The organism is Xanthomonas sp. 3075, from assembly GCF_014197275.1.
GTDB lineage: Bacteria > Pseudomonadota > Gammaproteobacteria > Xanthomonadales > Xanthomonadaceae > Xanthomonas > Xanthomonas campestris_B.
This window is the reverse complement of record NZ_JACIFI010000003.1, coordinates 88,378-109,792: the sequence shown is the minus strand read 5'-3', so window position 1 is coordinate 109,792 and position 21,415 is coordinate 88,378. Positions and strand designations below refer to the sequence as shown.

The window sequence follows — 21,415 nt, the reverse complement described above, 5'->3', positions numbered from 1 at the left end:
GGACAACAGGCCTGCTGCCGGGTGTGACCCATCTGCTGGTCGGCATCTGCGCTGTGTCTGTTGGTCCCGCTGTTCCGCAACGACCACGGCGCCACCGATCACCACACCAGCCGCATGTGCCTAACAGCCGGTAAGCGCGCAGCGGCTGCAAGCGACGGACTGACATCACCATGCCGGCGCACGCTGCCGGCGTTGCGATATGCGCACACGCGCTTTGCGTCCAGGCGCGTGGTCGGCAAGAATCGGGTCTTTCCTCCGCTGGCCGCTTTCATGCTTCTGCGCACCGTTGCTTCTGCCTGCCTGCTCGCCCTGGTGTTCCCCGCTGCAGCCGACGCGGCCTATCGCAGTCCGCAACAGATCCTGGAGGCATCGCCGCCCAGCGACTGGCGCGTGCTCGACCCGGACCGCGCGCTGTACATGGAACTCGATGGCGGGCGGGTCGTCATCGAACTGGCGCCGCAGTTCGCGCCCGCGCACGTGGACAACATCCGCACGCTGGCGCATGAGCGCTTCTGGGACGGACTCAGCATCTATCGGTCGCAGGACAACTTCGTGGTGCAGTTCGGCGACCCCGATGGCGAAACCCCGGCCAAGGCCAAGTCGCTAGGGTCGGCCAAGACCCATCTACCTGCCGAATTCGAACGCCCGTCGCAGGGCCTGAACTTCCAGCGCCTGCCCGACAGCGATGGCTGGGCGGCGCAGGTGGGCTTTGTCGATGGCTTCCCGGTCGGGCGCGACAACGCCAGCGGCAAGACCTGGCTTGCGCATTGCTACGGCACGCTGGGCGCCGGCCGCAACAACGACGAAGACAGCAGCATCGGCGCCGAGCTGTATGTGGTCACCGGGCAGTCGCCACGCCAGCTGGACCGCAACATCACCGTGGTCGGCCGGGTGGTCAAGGGCATGGAGTTACTCAGCGTGATTCCGCGCGGGCCGGAGCCGATGGGCTTTTACGAAGACACCGCGCAACGCACACCGATCCGCGCGATTCGCCTGGCCAGCGAAGTGCCGCTGCCCGAGCGCACGCCCTTGCAGCTGTTGCGCACCGACAGCCAGACCTTCCGCGATGTGGCCGAAGCGCGGCGCAATCGCAAGGACGATTTCTACAAACGCCCGGCCGGGCATATCGATCTGTGCAATGTACCGTTGCCGGTGCGGGCGCCGCCGGCTGGTTGATTCGGGATTCGGGATTCGGGATTCGGGAATCGGAAAAGCAGCGCCGGGCTCTGACATTTCGGACCTGCGAGCATGCTTGGTCCATTGCGTCATTGAAATTGGATGCATGGTCCTCCGAGGCTCAGCATATCCCGCACGATACTGATCGCGTGCGGCGGTGATGGCGCGGCTGCCAGAGACCTTGCGATTGACCTCGGTGCCGGATACCACTAGCGTCGCAGCCACACCAGCGCACTACGGACGCTTCATGCTCGCGCGCCCCCTCTACGCCTTGCTCGCGACCCTCGCTCTGGGCGCATGCGCCCACACGGCCGCCACCCCAGCCCCGGCAACCGTCACGGAGACATCTGCCATGAGTTCCTCATCAGATTCCGCAGTCACTCCCGCTGGCAGCGAACCCAGCGGACCGATACGAACGGCAGAAGATGCACTCACCCGCATGCTTGCCTTGATTCAAGCAATTCACCAACTGGACGATCTGACGCCTGACTACCTGCAGTCCAAAATGGGGGTTCCGGTGACGCGTGCGGCAGCTGATGCCAAGCGCTATGGTGCCAGTGCTCCGCTTACAAGTGAGTGGGGTTACAGCTTTGGCATGGACCAGACGCCTACTGCGGGGCGTTGGTTCGAGTTCACGTTTATTCCAGCGCAAGCGGGTGCTTCCCCCCCGATGACGGAGATCTGCAGGATCGATTTCGATACGTTTACCAAGAAGCTGGAAAACATCGGGTTTGTACGTCAACGAAACATAGTGGAAGACGGGCGATGGATGAGTGACTTCTTCAGCCGCCCAGGCATGCGCGTGGAGGTGTTTCCACGAGGTGAGGCTGATGCACCGCCGGAGAGGCCGGAGCACCACTGCGTTGAATGGATCTACATTCGTTGATCCAAGGAACGGCCATGCCATTGAGTCCACAGGCGCAAGCTATTGTTGATGACTTCGGGCACCAGCCAGGCGTCGCCCCCGAACATGTCACCAATCTGTAGGGTGTGCTAGCCGCATCGCCCGTTCTGCTTGACCAATTCAATGATGCGGTTGCCAAGCAACGCGTACTCAGTCTAAAACCTCTGACTGATCCGAATGCAGGCGGGACGTTCACGCCGGATGAGCGTTCCATCCGACTACCGCTGTCCAGGCTGTCCAATGGACATGGTGGCAAGTTGCTTGATTCCGGTGACATGACGTTTGTGCTGGGGCATGAACTGCAGCACGCCATGTACAGCCCAACCGCAGCTGTCTCCCGTAAGGCGTTCGAAACCGCTGCGGTGCAGATAGCCAAGACCACGCACGATTATTCGGACGCAGCGGAGAAGGTTTTATCAAGCAACCGTGTAGATGAAGCAAGTGCAGAAATTGCAGGCTGGAATGCAACCGTCAGCAGGGTAAAGCAAGCAAGGCCGGATGCCTCCCTGGAAGATATTTTTCGGGAAGCACCCGGCCGTATGCACGACTTCATTGATCGAACTGACGGAATGCCGCAATTCAATTACGCGCTCAAGTCCAACCTTACCTTGAACGCAGATATGACGATGCCCGTCACTCCTGCCAATGTCGAGGCAATGGGGGCAAATTTCTTCGACAAGGATGCCAAAAGCACCCGTATCGGCCACGCGGGTCAGTCCGACTACGCCAACCACTACGGTCCGTGGGTGGTTGGAACAGCTGCCATCTAAGAGCGTCACTACAACAAGTCAAAGCCCTGCGAGCCAGAGCAGCCAATGATCCTGGACATGCAGCGCTTGGGATTAAAGGAAGAAATCCTGGAGCGCAACGGCATCGATCTGGGCAGCAATACCCGTTCCATGCCTTACCTCGACAGCAGCACGCAGCCACCGACGCCCGGCCTGTTCCAGCACAGCAAGACGACGCACCTGCACGTGTCGCCTATCACTGCGCGCGAACTGGAACAGCAGCTGCGGGAGCGCGATCCGCAGTCGCCAGGGCAGTCAGCCCAGCTTCTCCCGTCAGACCCAGGCCATGCCGATCACCCGTTGTACCAACAGATCAGAGATGGGGTGCAAAAGCTCGATGCCCAGCATGACAGGGAGTGGGATGCATCAAGCCAGCGCATGACGGCCAGCCTGCTTGCGCTGGCAAAAGAGGAAGGGCTGTCGCGGGTGGATCATGTCGTGCTCAACAACCCAACAGCTCAGTTGGCCGGCAGCGAGAAGGTCTTCGTCGTCCAGGGGGCTCTCAATGACCCGGCACACCAGCGTGCACACATGCCGACCGTGGACGCCGTGCAGGCGCCAGAGAGCCAGTCGTTCGATCGCCTGCAAGCGATCAACCAGACTCAGGCCCAGACGCGCGAACAGCAGCAGGCGCTGGAGCAGTCGCAGCAAGCCGTTACCCAGGCCTGTCCGTCGATGACGCGCTGAGGTTCAACAGAAGAACACAGTTGCGTGCTGCCTTGGACGGACAGCGCCGCGTAGACAGTGTCTTCGTCTCTAGCAAGGACCTTGACAACAAACCCATGCACTACATCCGTGCGTACAACAAAGATCCCAGACACTCCACATGGATCTACTCCGATCCAACGCGACGCATCACCTCCGATGCGTCGGATTCAGTGCACCAGCACGCTTGCCTGGCGCACCTGTTCAGCGGGCGCGCTGACTGAAAGCCACGCTGCCCAGGATCAACACCGCGGCCACCAGCATGGTCCAGGTCAACGGTTCGCCAAGCAGCGACCATGCCAGCAGCGCGCCGAACACCGGGACCAGATAGGTCACCGTGGACGCACGCGCCGGGCCGATGCGCTGGATCAAACGGTAATACATCAAGAACGCCAACCCGGTGCACACCACGCCCAGCGCGGTGGCGCAGGCCCAAGCTACCGCCGGCACCGGTGTGGTCGGCCACTGCCACCAGGCCAGCGGCGCCAGCAGCAAGGCGCTGCAACCCAGCGTGGATGCCGCCGATGCGGCCGGTGGCAAATCGCCCATGTGGCGCTTCACCAGGTTGTAGCCGATGCCGTACAGCAGCGATGCCGTGGCACCGGCGAGCGCGGCCGGCCCCACGCTCAACCCGGCCGACTTGCCGGTGGCCAATACCAGCACACCGATGAAGCCGACCAGCAGCGCCAGCGCACGACGCGTGCCGATGCGTTCGCCGAAAAACAGGAATGCGATCAATGCGGTGAACAACACCGTCATCGCATTGCAGATCGCACCCACCGCCGCCGGCGCGTGTTGCGCGCCCCAGGCGAACAGCAGGAACGGCAGTGCAGAGTTGAGCACGCCGATCGCCGCCAGCATCGGCCAGCGATGCAGTGGGAAGCGTCCGCGTGCCAGCCACAGGAATGGCATCAGCACCAAGGCGCCCAGCGCCAGGCGGATTTCCACCAACACCACGGTGCCGAACATCGGTGCGGCCACGCGCATGAATAAAAACGAGCAGCCCCAGACAATGCCGAGAAACCCCAGTTCCAGCGGGGTGCGCCAGTCGCGCGGTGCAACGGCCGGTTGCATCGCCGGTTGCGCGCTCATTGCACTGCCTGCGCAGCGTGCCGTGATGCGTTGAAACCGCGCAGGACACCAACAGGCAAGCAAGCGGACATGGCACGATCATCGCTAAGGGGTGATGCAGCATCGGCTGCAACGGCGGGCGTCACAAGCGCGTAGTATCAGGGTGAGCCACAAATCTCATTCATGCCTCGATGAATCTGCGCCCCACCCTGCTGCCTGCGCTGGGCGTGTTTGCCGCCGCCGCACGCCATCAAAATTTCGCGCATGCCGCCGAAGAGCTGCACCTCACTGCCAGTGCGGTCAGCCACCATGTGCGCAAGCTGGAAGCGCTGCTTGGGGTCATCCTGTTCCAGCGCTTGCCGCGCGGGGTCAAACTCACCGCCGAAGGCCGGCAACTGGCCGATGCCGCCAGCGCCGCATTGGCCGAGATCGCCGCAGTGGCCGGCAACCTGCATCCGCGCGAAGACGCCATCCCGCTGCGCGTGACCACGCTGCGCTCGCTGTCGTATTGCTGGCTGTTGCCACGGCTGCCGCGCTTTTGTCGCGCGCATCCGCATATCCGCATGGATCTGCAATCGGACAGCGCGTTCTCACGCTTCGAAGAAGGTGGCCCGGAGGTGGGCATTCGCTACGGCCAGGGCGCGTGGCCGGGATTGACCTCGCATCATCTGATGGACGACGACTTGTTTCCGGTGGCCTCGCCGTCCTTGCCGGAAGTGGCCGCCTTGCGTACGCCGGCGCAGATCGCGCAATTGCCCTTGTTGAGCGACCTGTCCCCGCAAGGGTGGCGCGACTGGTTTCGTGCCGCCCAGGTGCGTGGCATCACGCCGCCGCCGATGCATACCTTCAACGACAGCACCGACGCGATGCGCGCTGCGGTCTATGGTCTGGGCGCGGTGCTGGCGCGCAAGCACATCGCGCAGCCCTACCTGCAACGCTACGAATTGGTGCGCCTGCCTGGACCAACGCTCAAGGCACGCTACGCCTACTACATCGTGCACCCCAGCCATCGCGTCCCCAGCCCTGCAGCAACGGCGTTCATCGACTGGCTCAAACGCGAAGCACTGGACGAACGTACCCCGATGCCGGCACTGCCGGCCGAACTGCGCACGTTGCAGGAAGGGGCGGATGCGGGCGCGAGCGAAGCCCGATGACGTTTGGGCGCACGTGGGCTTCGCGTCCGTAATCTCTCCCGGCGGAAGCGGAGGCTTTTGATCGACTGAGCGCAGCTACTTGGCCACTGCCTTCTCCCGCCTGCGGGAGAAGGTGCCCCAGAGGGGCGGATGAGGGCGCGCGCAAAGCCCGATGAAGTTTGGGAGCACAAGGACTTCGCGTCCGTACCCTCTCCCCACTCCCTCTCCCGGCGGAACAGGGGCTTTGAAGCAGGCCGCTCCACCAGGCGGCGCAAACGACTTGACAACCCACCCAAGCAAGATCATTAATTAGCTAATTCGTTAATTAGCTAAAACCTCTCCATGTCCATCGATCGCATCTTCGAAGCCCTTGCCTCGCGGCCGCGCCGGGAAATCCTGGCCTATCTGTCCGCGCAGGAGCTGACCGCCGGGCAGATCGGCGAACGCTTTGCAATGAGCGCGCCCGCCATTTCGCGCCACCTCTCGGTGCTGGCCGCAGCGGGCCTGGTCAGCAGCGAGCGACGCGGCCAGTTCGTGGTGTATCGGCTAACCCCCGACAACATGGTCAACACCCTCAGCGGGTTCGCGTTCGAGGTCTGCCCCACGGCCGGGCCGCTGCAACGCGAATCGCGCAAGCTGGCCAAGAAAGCCGGCTGACCCTGCCGTACTCTCCTGCCGTAAGGACTCGTCATGGACCAGCAACGGATCGTCGCAGAAACCAGTTTCCCCCGCGTATCGCTACCCTCCCATAGCGGCGGCCGGCCGGTGGAAGTCATGCTGATCGCGCAACTCGACCCCGGCGCAGGCGATAGCCTGATCGCGCAGGCCGGCGAGCGCCAGCGGCAGCATCCGGCCCATCACGATGCGCTGGACGAGCCATCCGCGCAGCTGTCGGCGCCGGACTTCGGCCATGACGATCCGGCCTCGCTGTTTTCGTTCTCGGTGGGTCCACAAGGTCATCCCTTTCACTGCCATGCCGGCAATCGCGTGGTCACTGCAATCACCGGCAGCGGCGGCGCGCAGCTGCGCTTCTGCACCGCCTCGCTGCAGCAGCTGGAGCAGGATCCGCACGTGTTCTTGCGCACGTTGCGCCATGTGGATCTGCCGGGCGACAGCTTGTTCACCGTGCGCTTCGGTGGCGGCACCTGGCACCAGTTCGCGCCTGCGCAAGACAATGCGCCGCACTCGGCGTTCTTCGCGTTGTCCTGTCACCCGGACGAGACCGGCGGCGCCCTGAGCGCTGCACAGCAGGCGCTGGTCGGCCAGGGTCAGGCCACCATCGCCAGTTTGACCGAGCTGCTGCCGGCGTCGGTCACCGCGCTGCTGCAAGCGGCGCCGTTGCGCGCCGCCGATGTGCCCACGGTCTGGCTGTCGTTCCATGTCAAACCGCAGAGCTGGCAGCAACGTGCGTGTAGCCGCATGCGTCGCTGGAGCGGGCGCTTGCGCCAGTTGCTTTCCCGCACCCAGCGCCCCGGCTTTGTCGCCACCAGCGTGGCGCCGCTGCGTCTGCGCACCTTGCAGACACTGCCGGCCGATGCGCTGCTGCGCGAGCAGTTTCATCGCGACGTGCATTTCGAAGATGCTCATCAGCTGCGCCTGGACACCCGCCAACTGCGCACCGACGGCCTACACGGCGTGCTGTGCGATCTGCTGCAGGCCTTCGTCGATCAGCCACCCGGTACGGTGAGCGGCTTGATGCGCCTGCGCAATCTGCTGGTCAAGCCGCTGGGGCTGCGTACCTCGCACCTGGGGTGCCCGGTCTCGTCCCTGCTCGACCCCAACGCCAAGCAGTTATTTGCCGGCCGTTTTCCGGTGCTGGCACAGCGTAGCGATGCCGATGGGCAACAGGTGCAGATCGTGCTGGGCGCCGATGACAAGCATCTGCGCTTCCGTTCGTCGATTGCGCTGCGGCGCGTGAACGACCACGAGATCGAGCTGACCACGGCCACGCGGGTGTCGTGCCGCAACTGGTTCGGTCGTGTGTACATGGCATCCATCCACCACGTTCACCACCACTACGTCATGCCCACCATGCTGCGTGCCGCAGTGCAACGCATGCGACATGCCGAACAGGTCGCGCCTGAAGCGGCGCTGGCACAGTCGGCGTGACTGCGCGCACGCACCATCACCTCGTTTTGTCCTGTCGGTGCCTAGGCTTTAGCTCCCCAATCCCTAGGACACGTCCATGCCTACTCTTCGCATGCGTATCACCGGCACCGACGACGACGCGCGTGCCATCGCCAATCTGTTGCAGAGCATCGACGGCATCGAGCACGTCGAAGAGGTCGATGATCTGATGCCGCACCTGGATGACGACGATTCCAGCTCGGCCGGTCTGTCCGACGACGAAGGTCCGGGCAGCCACGAGTTCGAAGTGGAGGCCGGCAACGAAGCGACCGCACAAAAGGTGCGCGACGCGGTGCAGGAACTGGCGCTGCAGCTGGACGTCTTCGTGGAATACGAGTTCGACGAGGGCTAAGCGCAACGGCGCCACTGCGTTGGCATGAGTGCATGCAGTCGCTGCCTTGCTGCCTCGCTGCCAGGCAGATCTCCACGGTCGCAACGTCGCTGCGCCGCCTGTTTTCGCAAGGCGGCAGCGGCATCCAACGCCTGCGACATTCGCCTTCGAACACCGAGCGGCTGACCGGCATTGCCGGCCAGCCGCTCGGTATTTCAGGCCATCCTGCGTCGGCGCGCGCGCCACCGCCACGCCTGCAACAGCAGCCAGCCGGCGATCAGCGCCAATACCGCAACCGGCAGCAACGCTGCAACCGCGCGAATGACGAAGGCCACGCTGGAAGAAAGATCCTGGCCGAACTCGGCCGCCGCTTCGGCGATCTCTCCCCTGCCCTGCTCGCCGCTCGTGCTGCGGAAGTTGAGCGTCAGCAACTGGGTGCGAATACGGCGCTGTTGTTGCGCCGCCTGTTGTTGCGTCTGTTGCGATTCTGCCTCGATCTCGGCAAGACGCTTGGACAACGCCAACAGATCGGTCACTGCCAGATCGCGGCGCTGCTGCAATTCCAGCAGGCGCGCATGTTCTTTTTGCAGCCGCGCCTGGGCCAGCCCGGTATCGGCAATCTGCTGGGCCAGATCTTCGGCGCGGGTGCTGCGTGCGGCAACATCGCCATCCTGTCCGCCCAGTTGCACCAACGGCTCGATTCCCTCTGGCACCACACGCACGCTCACGCTGCCGCTGGCGTTGCGCCCACCTTCCTGCTCGACCGACAACAACGTGCAAGTGCCGACCTGCTCGCTTTGGCACGCATTCCGCACCGCCGCGATGCGCTCGGCGATCTGGCCGGCAGGCAGTTCGATACGCACGTCATGCTCATAGGCCAGCGCATTGCCTGCAGACGCCGAGAGCTGTGGTACTGCTGGTAATGCAGGTAATGGTGCCGGTGCCGGCGCCGCGCCGCCGCCATCGGCGGCCATGTCCGCGTGCTGTCGCCCGCAACCGCCCAGTGCCAGCCCAAGCAGCAGCAATGCTGCATGCCGCTTCACGTCCCGCCGGATCGGCTGCCTGCCTTGTTCGCATACGTCGTGCATGGTGGTCCTCCTTGGAAAGCCGTCACTCCAGGTGAGTGACGGAGAAAACAGAGCGATACAGCCGCAGAATGGATGTGTGCGGCGCACGTGCCATCGGCATGGGCGAGCCCTATGTCAGGATTCTGCCACGGACCGCATCGGCCTGACCGCGCCCATCGGCTGACTGCATCGCCCGAAAGCGCGTCACCACCGTTGAACGGCATGCATTGATGCTCGGCAGTGCGTGGCCTGCACCAGGCCTGGCCGGAAGAGACGGGCGCGGCGCCCAACCCAGCCACGGCGGCGCGCCATCGCCCGCTCGGCCCAAGGCCACCGCGCGCCGTTGACCGATGGCAGGTGCGGACAGAGGCGCAGATGCCTATGCTGGTGGATTGTTTCCATCAGGATCCACGATGCGTCAACGCCTGCTCGTCCTCGCCCTGCTCGCCGGTCTCAGTGCCTGCCAGCAACAGCCCGAATCACCGCGCGCCAGCAGCGCCGATGCCAGCAGCCAGAAGGCGCAGACGCCGGACGCACGCTTTGCGGACCTGTCCAGGCGCGCCCTGGACACCTGGATGCAGCTGTCGCCGGTCACCGCCACCCAGACAGGCGACCACCGCTTCGATACGCAGATCGACGACCTCAGCACCGCCGGGCGCCAGCGCAGCCTGGATGCCGGCAAGAAGCTGCTGGCCGACCTGGATGCGATCGACGTCGCCACGCTGTCGCGCGAGAACCAGGTCGATGCCGCCATCCTGCGTAACCAGCTGCAATCGGAAATCTGGAACACCGAGGTATTGCAGAGCTGGGCGTGGGATCCGCAGGTCTACAACGGCCTGGCAGGCAGCGCGCTGTACGGACTGATGGCGCGCGACTTCGCACCGTTGCCCGAGCGCCTGACCTCGGCCACCCAGCGCATGGAAAAGATTCCCGGCATCTTTGCGCAGGCGCGCGCGAACCTGGACCCGGCACGCGTGCCGAAAATCCATGCCGAGACCGTGGCCAAGCAGAACAAGGGCATCCTCAGCATCGTCGACACGTTCATCGCGCCCAATATCGCCCAGCTCGGGCCGATTGAAGCGGCGCGCGCGCAGGCGGCCATCGACAACCTGCGCAAGGCCGTGACCGAACAGCAGACCTGGCTGGACACCGTGCTGGTGCCCAATGCCAAGGGCGATTTCCGTATCGGTGCGGAAAAGTACGACCAGAAGCTGAAATTCGCGCTGCTGTCCTCGCTGTCGCGCGCCGACATCAAGCAACGTGCCGAATCCGAACTCAAGCGCGTGCGCAGCGAGATGTACGGCATCGCGCGCACGGTGCTCAAGGACACGCCCGGCGCACCGAAACTGCCCGCTGCCCCCAACGACGATCAGCAGCAGGCTGCGATCGAGGCGGCGCTGGAACTGGCCTATGCCGAGAAGCCGGCCCGCGACAAGGTGGTCGATGCCGCCAAGGCTGCGCTGGCGCAATCCACCGAATTCGTGCGGCAGAAGGATCTGATGACGCTGCCCGATTCGCCGGTGGACATCATCCTTATGCCGGAATTCCAGCGTGGCGTGGCGGTGGCCTATTGCGATTCGCCCGGCCCGCTCGACAAGAACCTCAAGACCTTCTACGCGGTGTCGCCGATTCCCGACGACTGGAACGACAAACAGGTCGATTCGTTCCTGCGCGAATACAACACCCGCATGATCCAGCTGCTGAGCATCCACGAGGGCACGCCGGGCCATTACCTGGAAGGCTGGCACTCGGCCAAGTTCCCCTCCACGCTGCGTGCGGTGCTGCGCTCGGGCATGTTCGCCGAGGGCTGGGCGGTGTACACCGAACGCATGATGCAGGAACAGGGCTATCTGGATAACGACCCGCTGTTCCACCTGGTGCAGCTCAAGTTCTACCTGCGCACCATCGCCAACGCCATCCTCGACCAGGGCGTGCAGGTGGACGGCTGGGACCGCGACAAGGCGATGCACCTGATGACCCACGACACCTTCCAGCAGGAAAGCGAAGCCTCAGGCAAGTGGGTGCGTGCGCAGCTGTCGTCGGCACAGCTGCCGACATACTTCGTCGGCGTGCAGGAACATCTGGATACGCGCAAGGCGGTGCAAGAGAAGCTGGGCAAGGACTTCAACCTGAAGGCCTACCACGACCAGATGCTGTCCTACGGTGCGCCGCCGGTGCGCTTTGCGCGCGAACTGATGCTGGATCAGCCGATCAAGTGATCGATCCTTCTCCCGCGTGCGGGAGAGCGGGCTACTGCGGCGTTTGATGCATCCCCCCTTCTCCCGCACGCGGGAGAAGGTGCCCCGCAGGGGCGGATGAGGGCGCGAGCGAAGCCTGGTGTACTAAACACATACGCACCGGGCTTCGCCGCACCCTCACCCCAACCCCTCTCCCGCACTCGGGAGAGGGGCTAGATGTCGACTTCCTACGCCCGCGTGCGACCGCCCTTCTCTCGCATGCGGGCACTCGCGCATCGTCCCCCTCATCCATCCGCCGCAACGAACCCTCCGGTTTGCCGCGCCCACAGGCGTGCATATAGCCCGCCCTGTGCGATAAGTTGCGCATGCGTGCCGGTTTCCACGATGCGACCGGCATCCATCACCACTAATCTGTCCATCCGCGCGATGGTGGAGAGGCGGTGCGCGATCGCGATGACGGTCTTGTTGCCCATCAATGCGTCCAGGCTGTCCTGGATCGCCGCTTCCACTTCCGAATCCAGCGCCGAGGTAGCCTCGTCCAGGATCAGGATCGGCGCGTCCTTCAGCAGCACGCGCGCGATGGCGATGCGCTGACGCTGTCCGCCGGACAGCTTGACCCCACGTTCGCCCACATAGGCATCGAACCCGCGCCGGCCTTCGCCATCGACCAGCGTGTCGATGAAGCCTTCCGCGCGTGCCTTGCGTACGGCGTCCATGACCTGCGCGTCGCTGGCCTGTGGGCGGCCATACAGCAGGTTCTCGCGGATCGAGCGATGCAACAACGAGGTGTCCTGGGTGACCAGGCCGATCTGGCCGCGCAGGCTTTCCTGCGTGACCTGCGCGATGTCCTGCCCATCGATGAGAATGCGGCCCTGCTCCAGGTCGTACAGCCGCAACAACACGTTGACCAGGGTTGACTTGCCCGCGCCCGATGGCCCCACCAGGCCGATCTTCTCGCCTGCGCGCACCTGCAGATCCAACCCGGCGATCACGCCCCCGCGTTTGCCGTAATGGAAATGGATGTGTTCGAACTGCACCTGGCCGCGCGTCACCTGCAGCGGCACCGCATCCGGGGTGTCCTGCACGTGCACCGGCTGGGAAATGGTCTGCATGCCGTCCTGCACGCTGCCGATGTCTTCGAAGATGCCGTTGACCGTCCACATGATCCAGCCGGACATGTTGTGGATGCGGATCACCAGCCCGGTCGCCAGCGTGATCGCGCCCACGCTGATTTGCCCGCGGTTCCACAGCCACAGCGACAACGCGCAGGTGCCTACGATCAGGAAACCATTGGCCACCGCAATGGCGGTATCCATCGCGGTGGTCACCCGCGTCTGCCGGCGATGTTTCACGGCCAGCTCGTCGATCGCATCGCGCACATAGGCTTGTTCGTGGCCGGCATGCGCGAACAGCTTGAGCGTGGAGATATTGGTGTAGCCATCGACGATGCGGCCGGTGGCCTTGGAGCGCGCATCCGATGCGACCCACGCGCGCGCCTTCATGCGCGGCACGAAGAACGCCATCAACGCCACATACACCACCAGCCAGAGCAGCAGCGGCGCCATCAACCAGGGGTCGGCCTGCGCAAACAGCCACAGCGCGCTGCCGGTGTAGACCACGATGTACCAGAGCGCATCGACCATCTGCACCGCCGATTCGCGCAGCGAGGTGCCGGTCTGCATCACGCGGTTGGCGATACGCCCGGCAAAGTCGTTGTTGAAAAAGCCCAGGCTCTGCCGCACCACGTAGTTGTGCATCAACCAGCGCGAGCGATTGCTCAAGCCCGGCACGATCGCCTGGTTGACCAACAGATTGTGCAGGCCGGTGAACAGGGGCCGCGCCACCAGCGTGATCGCCGCCATCCACGCCAATTCGCTGGCATGACGACGGAAGAAGTCCGGTCCCGGTCGCTCGGCCAGCATGTCCACGATGCGACCGAGGAAGTCGAACATCGCCACTTCCACCAGCGCCAGCAACAGCCCGGCGATCAAGGTAGCCAGCAAAATCGGCCACAACGGCCGCAAATAATGCAGATAGAACCGCCATACGCTACGCGGCGGCATGTCCCGCTCGATGGGCGGGAAAACATCGATCAGGGATTCGAACCAGCGGAACATTGCAGACACTTTGTAAAACCGGGCGATCAGGCTAGCCGATCGGGCGTCAGACTGCTGTGGCGCCGCTGACAGGGCGCCTGCGCGATTGAGCGGCCAATCCGCGTGGAAGCGATGCGCGCAACAACCGCAAGACCGTCACAGTGAGCCGCCTCCAGGCTCATGGCGCTAACCCGGCTATCCGAGGACGACACGGCGCTGAGGCCAACGCGCCCGATGCATAAGGCAGCTGGCGGCGCTGACCCACCGCCCGCCCTCGTCCATCCGACGATCGGCCGCCCCCTGTGCGACGCGGCCAACCGCAAGTCGCAACCAGACAGCCAGGCGCATGCAGCCGGCGCGGACCAGCACCGCACTGGGAATACATGCCGATTCCGGACACAGGCCACGTGCGCACGACGGTGCGCGCAGTGATTGCCGTCACGCGCTGTTACGCGCGGACACGCGCAAGCAGGCGATTGACCTCGGCCAGATCGAACTGGCCCGGATCGAAGCGCCCACCCAAGGTGGCCAGCTCCTGCACGTGTTGCGCATGATCCGGGTCGGCGATGATCTGCAGCAGTGTCTGGTAGTGCGCAATTCCCTCGCTGTTTTCCGGCGGGCAGGCATTGGCACCGTCCACGCAACGGGCCACACGCACGTCCGCATCCGGCGGCAGGATCGCCTCGACCTGGATGCGATGCTGCCAGCCAGCGCCGGCGCCGTAGAAATAGTCGAACCACTCCAGCTCGCCCACCGCACTTTCCACGGTGACGCGGGCGGCATGCTTGAGCCGTGGCCGGTCCGGCACGTCCAATCCGGACTCACCATAGCGGCCGCCGCCCAGGTCGAATTCGTAAGGATGCGCACCGTTCCAGCCCATCACCGGCTGCAACACCCGATGCAGCGTGGCCAGGCGCAGCGCCCCCGTCACCAATACGCGACGCCAGATCAACGGCGCGCTATGCACCAGCGCCACATGCAGCTGGTACACCGACGCGGGCGCGGGCACCACCTGCTGTGCGGCTTTCTTTTTTGCCTTGGTCATCGTGTCTTGGTCGTCTATCGCAGTCGCCAGTATGGCGCGAGCAGCCTGCGCCTGCATCGCGATGACACTGACATGCGCCAACGACGCGGAAAACTTGCCCACACCACCGCCGCATGCAGCGCGATGCGGTATGTCGCTGGAGCGGTGATGGACGATGCCGCAGACCGTAGCGCCAGCAGCATCCAGCACACGCCACAGAACGCCCTCGCCGGCCCGGTCTCACCCAGCACCAGCGCCACGACCTGGCAAGCGCAGGCCAAACAACAGGTCGTACAGGATCGGAATCAACCCCAGCGTCACCAAGGTGCCCAAGGCCAGGCCACCGATCATGGTGATCGCCATCCCGGTCCACAGCGGGCCGGCAAACAGCATCAGCGGGATCAAGCCGACGATGCAGGTGAGCTTGGTCATCACGATCGGGCGCAGGCGCTTGACCGCTGCGGCAACCACCGCCTCGCGGCGCGGCAGGCCATCGGCCAGCTCAGCCTCGATGCGTTCCAGCAGCAGCACTGCGTTGTTGACGATGATGCCGGCCAGCGCCAGCAAGCCGAAGGTGGCCATGAAGCCGAACGGATACCCGGTGATCACCAACGCCAATGCTGCACCGATCAACACGAACGGCACCGCCGACAGCACGATCAACACCTTGCGGAACGAGTTGAACTGCCACACGAACAGCAGCAGGATCGCGCCCAGTGCGTGCGGCATGTAGTGCAGCAGGGCCTGATTGGCCTCGGCAGAATCCTCCAGCTCGCCACCGATCTCCAGCCGATAGCCGGGCGGCAGCTTGAGCGCGGCCATCGGTGCCGACATCCGCTCGACGATGTCGGTCGCGGTCAAGCCTGGATTGCGTGCGGTCACGGTGATCGCACGGCTCAGGTTGCGCCGCTGGATCGCCGAAGGCTCGCTATCGCGCAGCACCGTGGCGACCGCCGCCAACGGCACCGGCGCACCACCGGCCTGCGGATACACCCAGGTGTCGCCCGGTGTGCCGTCGGCGGCACGCTCCTGCGCACTGCCACGCAACACGATCGCCACCGAGCTGCCATCATCGCGCAGCAACGAGGCGTCCACACCGCTGTAGCGGGCCTGCAGCGCCTGCGCGACGTCCTCGCTGCTCACGCCGGCACGCCGCGCCTTGAGCTGATCCACCTGCACCACATAGCGTGGAATGCGCGCCTGCCAGTCGTCCTGCACATCCACGGTACCCGGCACGGCGCGCAGCGCCTTTGCAATGGCAGCGGCACTACTGCGCAGCACCGCCTCATCGGGACCGACCACGCGATACACCGCCATGCCGGCTTCGGTCGCGCCCAGCGAAAACCGCTTCGGTTCGGCGCTTATCGCGGGGAAATGGCTGCGTACCTGCGCACGTGCACGTGCAATCACCGCATCGATGTCGGTGCCAGGGCGCACGCTCACGGTGAAATACGCCATGTTGGCCGCCAGCAGTGGGGGATTCAGGCCCAGCACGATGCGCGGGCCACCGTCGGCGACATAACCGATGCTGTCCACCACCTCCGGGTTGACCCGGCGATCGGCCAACCAGCGACTCAGCTCACTCACCGTGCGCAGGGTTTCACGCGCATCGCTGCCTGCCTGCAAGGTCACAGGCATCTGGAACTGCAGACGATCGGACTTGGGCAGAAAATCGTAGGGAATCGACACCAGCACCGTGACCGCCACCGCCAGCATCGCCACCATGCCGGCGATGAACAGCGCCTTGTGCAGCAGCAAGCGCTCGATGACGCAGCGGTAGCCACGATAGAACCGCGACGGCGCCTGGTCGCTGCCGTGCGCGACGTGCGCCTTGGCGAAATACAGGCACAACAGCGGCGTCACCGTGATGCTGAGCAACCACGAACCCAGCAAGGTCACGCCGAGCACGGTCGCCAGCGAGCGCAGATATTCATTGGTGCTGGTCTGGCCGAAGAAAAACGGCGAGAACGCCAGCACGATCACCGACGAGGAGGTCAGCAACGGGGTGGCCAGGGTGCGGCCGGCAGCGATGCAGGCCTGACGTCGCTCTTCCCCGGCAACCAGGCGGCGTTCGATGTCTTCGGCAATCACAATGCCGTTATCCACCAGCAAGCCGAGCGCCAGGATGATCGCCGCGATCGACACCGTCTGCAGCTCCACGCTCAGCACACGCATGACGATCAGCGAGGCGAAAATGGTCAACGGCACGATCGCGCCGACGATCAAGCCGGTGCGCCAGCCCAGGAACAGCATCACCACCGCCATGACGATGACAATCGTCTCGCCCATGACGTGGTGCATCTTGCCCATCTCGCGCTCGACCACGTCGGCCTGGAACGTGACCACATGCTGCGCAAACCCTGCGGGCAACTGGTGCGCGGTCTCCTCCAGTTTGGCGCGCAGCGTTTTTCCGAAGTCGGCGATGTTGCTGCCGGGCTTCATCGCCACCGACACCACCACCGCCGGCTGGCCCTGGTAGATGGCGGCGCGTTCCGGTGGGTCGGCCGGCATCACCTGCACCTGCGCCAGCGTGCCCAACGTCACCTCGCGCACACCATTGGCGTTGGGTGTCGGCAAGGTCAGCAACAGGTTCTGCAACTGCGCAGGCGTGCGTATCTCACCGGAGGTCGCAACCGTCATCGCCAGCCCCGACACCGTGGCCTGCCCGCCGGAGGCCACCACATTCTGCGACCGCAACTGCGCCATCACGCTGGCCGGACTCAGGCCGGTGGCCAGCAGCCGCGCGCGATCGAACGACACATACACGCGCTCGTCCTGCAGCCCGTACAGCACTACCTGCTCCACGCCGGGCAAGGTGTACAGCTGCTCGCGCATGCGCCGCAGCGGCGCACGCATCTCGCTCATCGAAAAGCCTGGCGCCGTGACCGCAATCGAGGCCACCGACACCCGGCCGAAGTCGTCGTCGATCGACGGCCCGAGCGTACCCGCAGGCAGTTGCGCACCGGCTTCGGTCGCCTTGGCGCGCACGCGCTGCCACAACGCCGGCAGATCCTGCACATCGTCATAGGCGGTCAGCTGCACGATCGCGCTGCCGGGCCGCACCGTGGTCACGATGCGCTTGATGCCGGCCAGTTCGCGCAAGCGCTCTTCGATCGGGCGCGCCAGCAAGGTTTCCACCTGCTGGCTGGGCATGCCCGGAAACGACACCGACACGACGGTATCGCGGACGGTGACCGACGGCTCTTCCTGCGAAGGAAAGCCGAGAAACGCCACGATGCCGCCCACCAGAATCAGCACTGCCGCAAACAACGTCAGCCGGCTCGACGTCATCGCCATCCGGGTCAGCATCATGGCGACTGCACTCCGCCCAGCTGCGTTTGCGCCTGAAACGGCATCACCGGCTGTCCATCGCTCAAGAAGCCCACGCCCGCGCTGACCACCTGTTCGCCTGCCTGCAACCCGCGCTGGACCTGGATCCGGCCGCCGACGATCGACCCGAGTTCGACCGCGCGCTCGACCACGATCCGTTGTGCCGGCCGATAGACGAACACGCTGGCCTGTTGGCGATTGAGCCTGGGCAATACCGCCGACAGCGGCACGCTGGGCGCGCCTGCGGCATGCGCGGGCAATTGCAGCAAGACGCTGTCGCCACTGCGCAACCCTTGCGGCGCGCGCGCCACCTCAAGGATTGCCAGCGCGGTGGCGCCGTTATCCAGCCGGCTGGACACGCTGCGCAGGCGCAACGTCAACGGCGCACCGGGCTGGCCCGCCAGCGTGGCCTGCACGGTTTGCCCAGGCGTCAGCCCGGCGGCGGCAACCGGCGGCAGATTGGCGAGCAATTGCAGATGCGCCTGCCCTTCGAGCTGCAACACCGCCTGCCCCGCCGCCACATCGGCCTGCGGTTGCTGCAGGCGTGCGACCACACTGCCGTCGAACGGTGCGCGCAACTCGCCCAGGCGCGATGCGCGTCGCGCCAGCGCCAGGTCGGCCGTTGCCACCTGCAGCTGCGCGCTGGCCGCATCCGCCGCCGCGCGTGCAGCGGTCAGCGTGGCCGCAGAGCTGGCGCCATCGTCGAACAGGGTTTGCTGCTGGCGCAGTTGCAGCTGCCGCTCGCCAGACTGGGCCATCGCCGCACGCAGGTTTGCCTCGGCCTGCTGCTGGCGCAACTGGATCGGTTCTGCATCCAGACGCGCCAGTACCTGTCCTTTCTGCACGCGATCGCCCACATCCACCAGCAAGGCGGCGATGCGTCCGCCGCTCTCGAATGCCAACTCGGCGCGTTGTTCCTGACGCACCATCGCCGGCATCTGCAGCCATCCGTCGTGACCGGCACCGAAGCGTTCCAGCTTGACCGCCCGCGGTGTCTCGGCAAGCGGTGCATCCGGCTGGCTGCAGCCGGCCAGCACGAGCACCAGGCTGCACCACGCCATGCTGCGAAAAAATTGCTTCATCACGCTCTCCCCTGCCAGGCGCCGCTCAGCGGCTATAGGTCACTGCAAACGTGCCGCCGACGAAACTGCGGCGTACAACCAGCGGGCTGTCCTCGGCGTTGTCGGCATAACGCGTTCCAGTCACGCCCACCGTGGTGGCCCAGTGATCGCCCAGCGAATGCGTCCAGCTGCTCCCTACCGCAGCGGCGTACACACCCGAGCCGGCATTGAAGCCCTGCAAGCGCGTGCGCGCTGCCTGCACATCGGTGACACCGAAATACGCCTGATTGAAACGACGGTCACCGGCATGCACGTCCAGATCCAACGTCACCGTGTCGCTGGCGCTGTGCAGCAGGGTGAACTCCACCCCGGCGCGATAGCGGTTGCGCCGCGCGTCGTCCTTGAGCGCAAATTCGGCTTCCGCGTTGACGTTGACGTACGGGGTGATCTGCTGCATCACCAGCGTGCGCGCCGTGACCGATCCCGGCACATCGCCCATCCCGGCCAACACCCGCGAACCCGGACGCCAGTCGCTGTCGCGTTGCAGCCGGCCCAGGTCGTAATACACCGATTGCGACACATAGAAGCCGGAATCGCTCTGGAATTGCAGACCCGCGCCACGCGCGGTATCGAAGAACATCATGCCGCGCTGGACCACCAGCACCGGGTTGGCCTGCACGCGGGCGCGCTCGGCGCCGGCATAGCGCGGTGCCGCGACCGCTGCTGCGCCCACGGTGATATCGGTATGGTCGCCCAACAGCCGCGAGCGACCGGTCAGATCGGTCTGCGCGTGCGCAAGGCACGGCAGCAACAGGCTGGAAGCGAGCAGGCAAACGTGCAGGGTGGCGTGACGACGCAGTTGCGTGGAACACACAATGGCCATGAAAATCTCCGTCAGCGATCAAGAAAGGGATGGCAGGCAAACGCCGTAGAACGCCTGAAACAGTGCGATCCGGCTCAGCACGCGTTGGCGTGCGGTGGTCAGGTAGTCCAGTTGCGCCTGCGTCGTGCGCAGGCGCTCGGTCAACAGCGTGGTGCGATCTTCCAGGCCTGCGTCCACACGCCTGGCCATCCGCGTCACGCGTAACTGCTCACGCTCGGCTTGCGCATGCGCACGTGGTTCGGAGTCGGCCAAGGTGGCGTGTGCGTCGAGCGCATCGGCAACCTCGCGGAAGGCGGATTGAATCGCCTGCTCGTAGGCCGCGACATCGGCACGCTGGCGCACCTGCGCCAGCGCAAGAGTGGCGCGGTTGCGGCCGCCATCGAACAACGGCAGGTTCAATTGCGGGCTGAAGCTCCACATGCCGTGGCCAGCAGAAAACAGGCCATGCAAGCCGTCGCTGGCGGTGCCCACGCTGCTGCTCAAGGTGATCGACGGAAAGAACGCAGCGCGCGCGGCGCCGATATCGGCGTTTGCCGCGCGCAACTCCAGTTCCGCTTGCTGGATGTCCGGGCGTTGCAGCAACAACGACGAATCCAGCGCACGCCATGCGGTGCTGGGCGTATCTGCGGCAATCAGGCTCTGCAGATCGCCGGGCACCGGCGCGCTGTCGTAGCCGGCCAGCAACTGCAGCGCACGCAACGCCGCCGCGTGGTCGTCTGCCCCCTGCAATGCCGCGACATGGGCCTGATCGGCCTGATGCTGCTGGCTATCGCGCTGGTCGCGTGCCATCAGCCCGACCTGGTATTGCTGCTGTGCCATCGCCAGCAGCGCAGTGCTGTCGGCATCCAGTGCTTGTAGTTGCTGCAGCGCCTGGGCGCTTGCCCGTTCGGCGACATAGGCGCGCAGCACCTCGGCAATCAGCGCGCCACGCGCCGCATCGCGCCCATGGGTGCTGGCCAGATAGCGCTGCCGCGCCGCCTCGGACATCGCCTGCAGCTTGCCGAAGAAATCCAGCTCGACATTGCCGATGCCGGCGTTGGCGACGACCAGATCCTGTTGGTAGCGCGCGTCCAGGGCCGGATCGTCGAAACGCTGCCGCTGCTGTTGTGCGCTCACGCCGATGGTTGGCACACGCGCCGCCCGCTCGATGCGGTAGTGCGCCCGCGCCTGCTCCACCTGCAAGGCGGCACGACGGAAGTCGCTGTTGTGCGCCAAGGCGCGTTGCACCAGCGGCTGCAGATCGCGATCCGGCGCGAATGTCTGCAGAAATACACGTTCCTGCAGATTCAGCTCGATGCCCACCGGCGTGTTCGGTGCCGCTGCGGCCACCGCCTGTTGGCTGCCGAAGGTCCCCGGCACAGTCACCACCGGTCGCTGGTAGGTGGGCGTCAATGAACAGCCGCCCAGCAACACGGCGAGTGCTACAAAACGCAGGGCGTGGGAACAACGATGCGCGGTCATTTGTGGAATCATGGTGTCGGAGCACACGAGCCAATCTCGACCGACATCCTCGACCTGCAG

At 65.0% G+C, this 21,415-nt stretch carries 15 protein-coding genes and 1 pseudogene; 8 read left to right on the top strand and 8 right to left on the bottom strand.

Going from position 1 to position 21,415, the window contains the following annotated elements; all coding sequences use genetic code 11:
- The first annotated feature begins 270 nt into the window (after positions 1 to 270).
- The 3 genes and pseudogenes from GGR62_RS04130 (at position 271) to GGR62_RS21400 (ending at position 3,555) form a co-directional block, all read left to right on the top strand.
- Positions 271 to 1,176, top strand: coding sequence for a peptidylprolyl isomerase (locus GGR62_RS04130; RefSeq protein ID WP_184406708.1), 906 nt, complete (start codon positions 271 to 273; stop codon positions 1,174 to 1,176).
- 247 nt (positions 1,177 to 1,423) lie between these two features.
- Positions 1,424 to 2,062: a hypothetical protein gene (locus tag GGR62_RS04125; protein WP_184406707.1), complete on the top strand. Its 639-nt coding sequence runs from the start codon at positions 1,424 to 1,426 to the stop codon at positions 2,060 to 2,062.
- A gap of 293 nt (positions 2,063 to 2,355) precedes the next feature.
- A pseudogene (locus tag GGR62_RS21400) lies at positions 2,356 to 3,555 on the top strand (XVIPCD domain-containing protein).
- Between the two features lie 222 nt (positions 3,556 to 3,777).
- Here the strand turns inward: GGR62_RS21400 and GGR62_RS04115 are convergent.
- The gene (locus tag GGR62_RS04115; protein WP_184406706.1) at positions 3,778 to 4,665 is read right to left on the bottom strand and encodes a DMT family transporter; all 888 of its coding nucleotides are present in this window, start codon (positions 4,663 to 4,665) and stop codon (positions 3,778 to 3,780) included.
- A gap of 170 nt (positions 4,666 to 4,835) precedes the next feature.
- Between GGR62_RS04115 and GGR62_RS04110 the strand changes: the two genes are divergently transcribed.
- From GGR62_RS04110 to GGR62_RS04095, 4 genes are all read left to right on the top strand, one after another.
- Entirely contained in the window at positions 4,836 to 5,798 is a 963-nt protein-coding gene (locus GGR62_RS04110) for a LysR substrate-binding domain-containing protein (RefSeq protein ID WP_184406705.1), read from the top strand.
- A gap of 321 nt (positions 5,799 to 6,119) precedes the next feature.
- Entirely contained in the window at positions 6,120 to 6,434 is a 315-nt protein-coding gene (locus tag GGR62_RS04105) for a metalloregulator ArsR/SmtB family transcription factor (protein WP_184406704.1), read from the top strand.
- Positions 6,435 to 6,551: 117 nt separating this feature from the next.
- On the top strand, positions 6,552 to 7,886 hold the full coding sequence (locus GGR62_RS04100; RefSeq protein ID WP_184406843.1) for a DUF2867 domain-containing protein: 1,335 nt from the start codon (positions 6,552 to 6,554) through the stop codon (positions 7,884 to 7,886).
- 76 nt (positions 7,887 to 7,962) lie between these two features.
- Complete coding sequence (locus GGR62_RS04095) at positions 7,963 to 8,256, top strand: hypothetical protein (RefSeq protein ID WP_101361512.1); 294 nt, start codon at positions 7,963 to 7,965, stop codon at positions 8,254 to 8,256.
- A 194-nt stretch (positions 8,257 to 8,450) separates the two neighbouring features.
- Here GGR62_RS04095 and GGR62_RS04090 read toward each other — a convergent pair whose 3' ends face one another.
- Entirely contained in the window at positions 8,451 to 9,290 is an 840-nt protein-coding gene (locus GGR62_RS04090) for a DUF4349 domain-containing protein (protein ID WP_184406842.1), read from the bottom strand.
- 425 nt (positions 9,291 to 9,715) lie between these two features.
- Here GGR62_RS04090 and GGR62_RS04085 point away from each other — a divergent pair, with 425 nt between their 5' ends.
- On the top strand, positions 9,716 to 11,521 hold the full coding sequence (locus tag GGR62_RS04085; RefSeq protein WP_184406703.1) for a DUF885 domain-containing protein: 1,806 nt from the start codon (positions 9,716 to 9,718) through the stop codon (positions 11,519 to 11,521).
- Between the two features lie 263 nt (positions 11,522 to 11,784).
- Here GGR62_RS04085 and GGR62_RS04080 read toward each other — a convergent pair whose 3' ends face one another.
- The 6 genes from GGR62_RS04080 to GGR62_RS04055 all read right to left on the bottom strand — a co-directional run bounded on the left by GGR62_RS04080 (position 11,785) and on the right by GGR62_RS04055 (position 21,367).
- Positions 11,785 to 13,617: an ABC transporter ATP-binding protein gene (locus GGR62_RS04080; RefSeq protein WP_184406841.1), complete on the bottom strand. Its 1,833-nt coding sequence runs from the start codon at positions 13,615 to 13,617 to the stop codon at positions 11,785 to 11,787.
- A gap of 427 nt (positions 13,618 to 14,044) precedes the next feature.
- Positions 14,045 to 14,641 (bottom strand): plasmid pRiA4b ORF-3 family protein, encoded by a 597-nt coding sequence (locus tag GGR62_RS04075; RefSeq protein ID WP_184406702.1) that lies wholly within the window; start codon positions 14,639 to 14,641, stop codon positions 14,045 to 14,047.
- A gap of 219 nt (positions 14,642 to 14,860) precedes the next feature.
- Positions 14,861 to 17,932, bottom strand: a complete 3,072-nt coding sequence (locus GGR62_RS04070; RefSeq protein WP_184406701.1) for an efflux RND transporter permease subunit — start codon at positions 17,930 to 17,932, stop codon at positions 14,861 to 14,863.
- Positions 17,929 to 19,035 (bottom strand): efflux RND transporter periplasmic adaptor subunit, encoded by a 1,107-nt coding sequence (locus GGR62_RS04065; protein ID WP_184406700.1) that lies wholly within the window; start codon positions 19,033 to 19,035, stop codon positions 17,929 to 17,931. Before GGR62_RS04065 ends, GGR62_RS04070 begins: the two co-directional genes overlap by 4 nt.
- Positions 19,036 to 19,057: 22 nt before the next feature.
- Positions 19,058 to 19,894 (bottom strand): MipA/OmpV family protein, encoded by an 837-nt coding sequence (locus GGR62_RS04060; protein ID WP_184406699.1) that lies wholly within the window; start codon positions 19,892 to 19,894, stop codon positions 19,058 to 19,060.
- 18 nt (positions 19,895 to 19,912) lie between these two features.
- Positions 19,913 to 21,367, bottom strand: coding sequence for an efflux transporter outer membrane subunit (locus tag GGR62_RS04055; protein WP_184406698.1), 1,455 nt, complete (start codon positions 21,365 to 21,367; stop codon positions 19,913 to 19,915).
- Between the last annotated feature and the right edge of the window lie 48 nt (positions 21,368 to 21,415).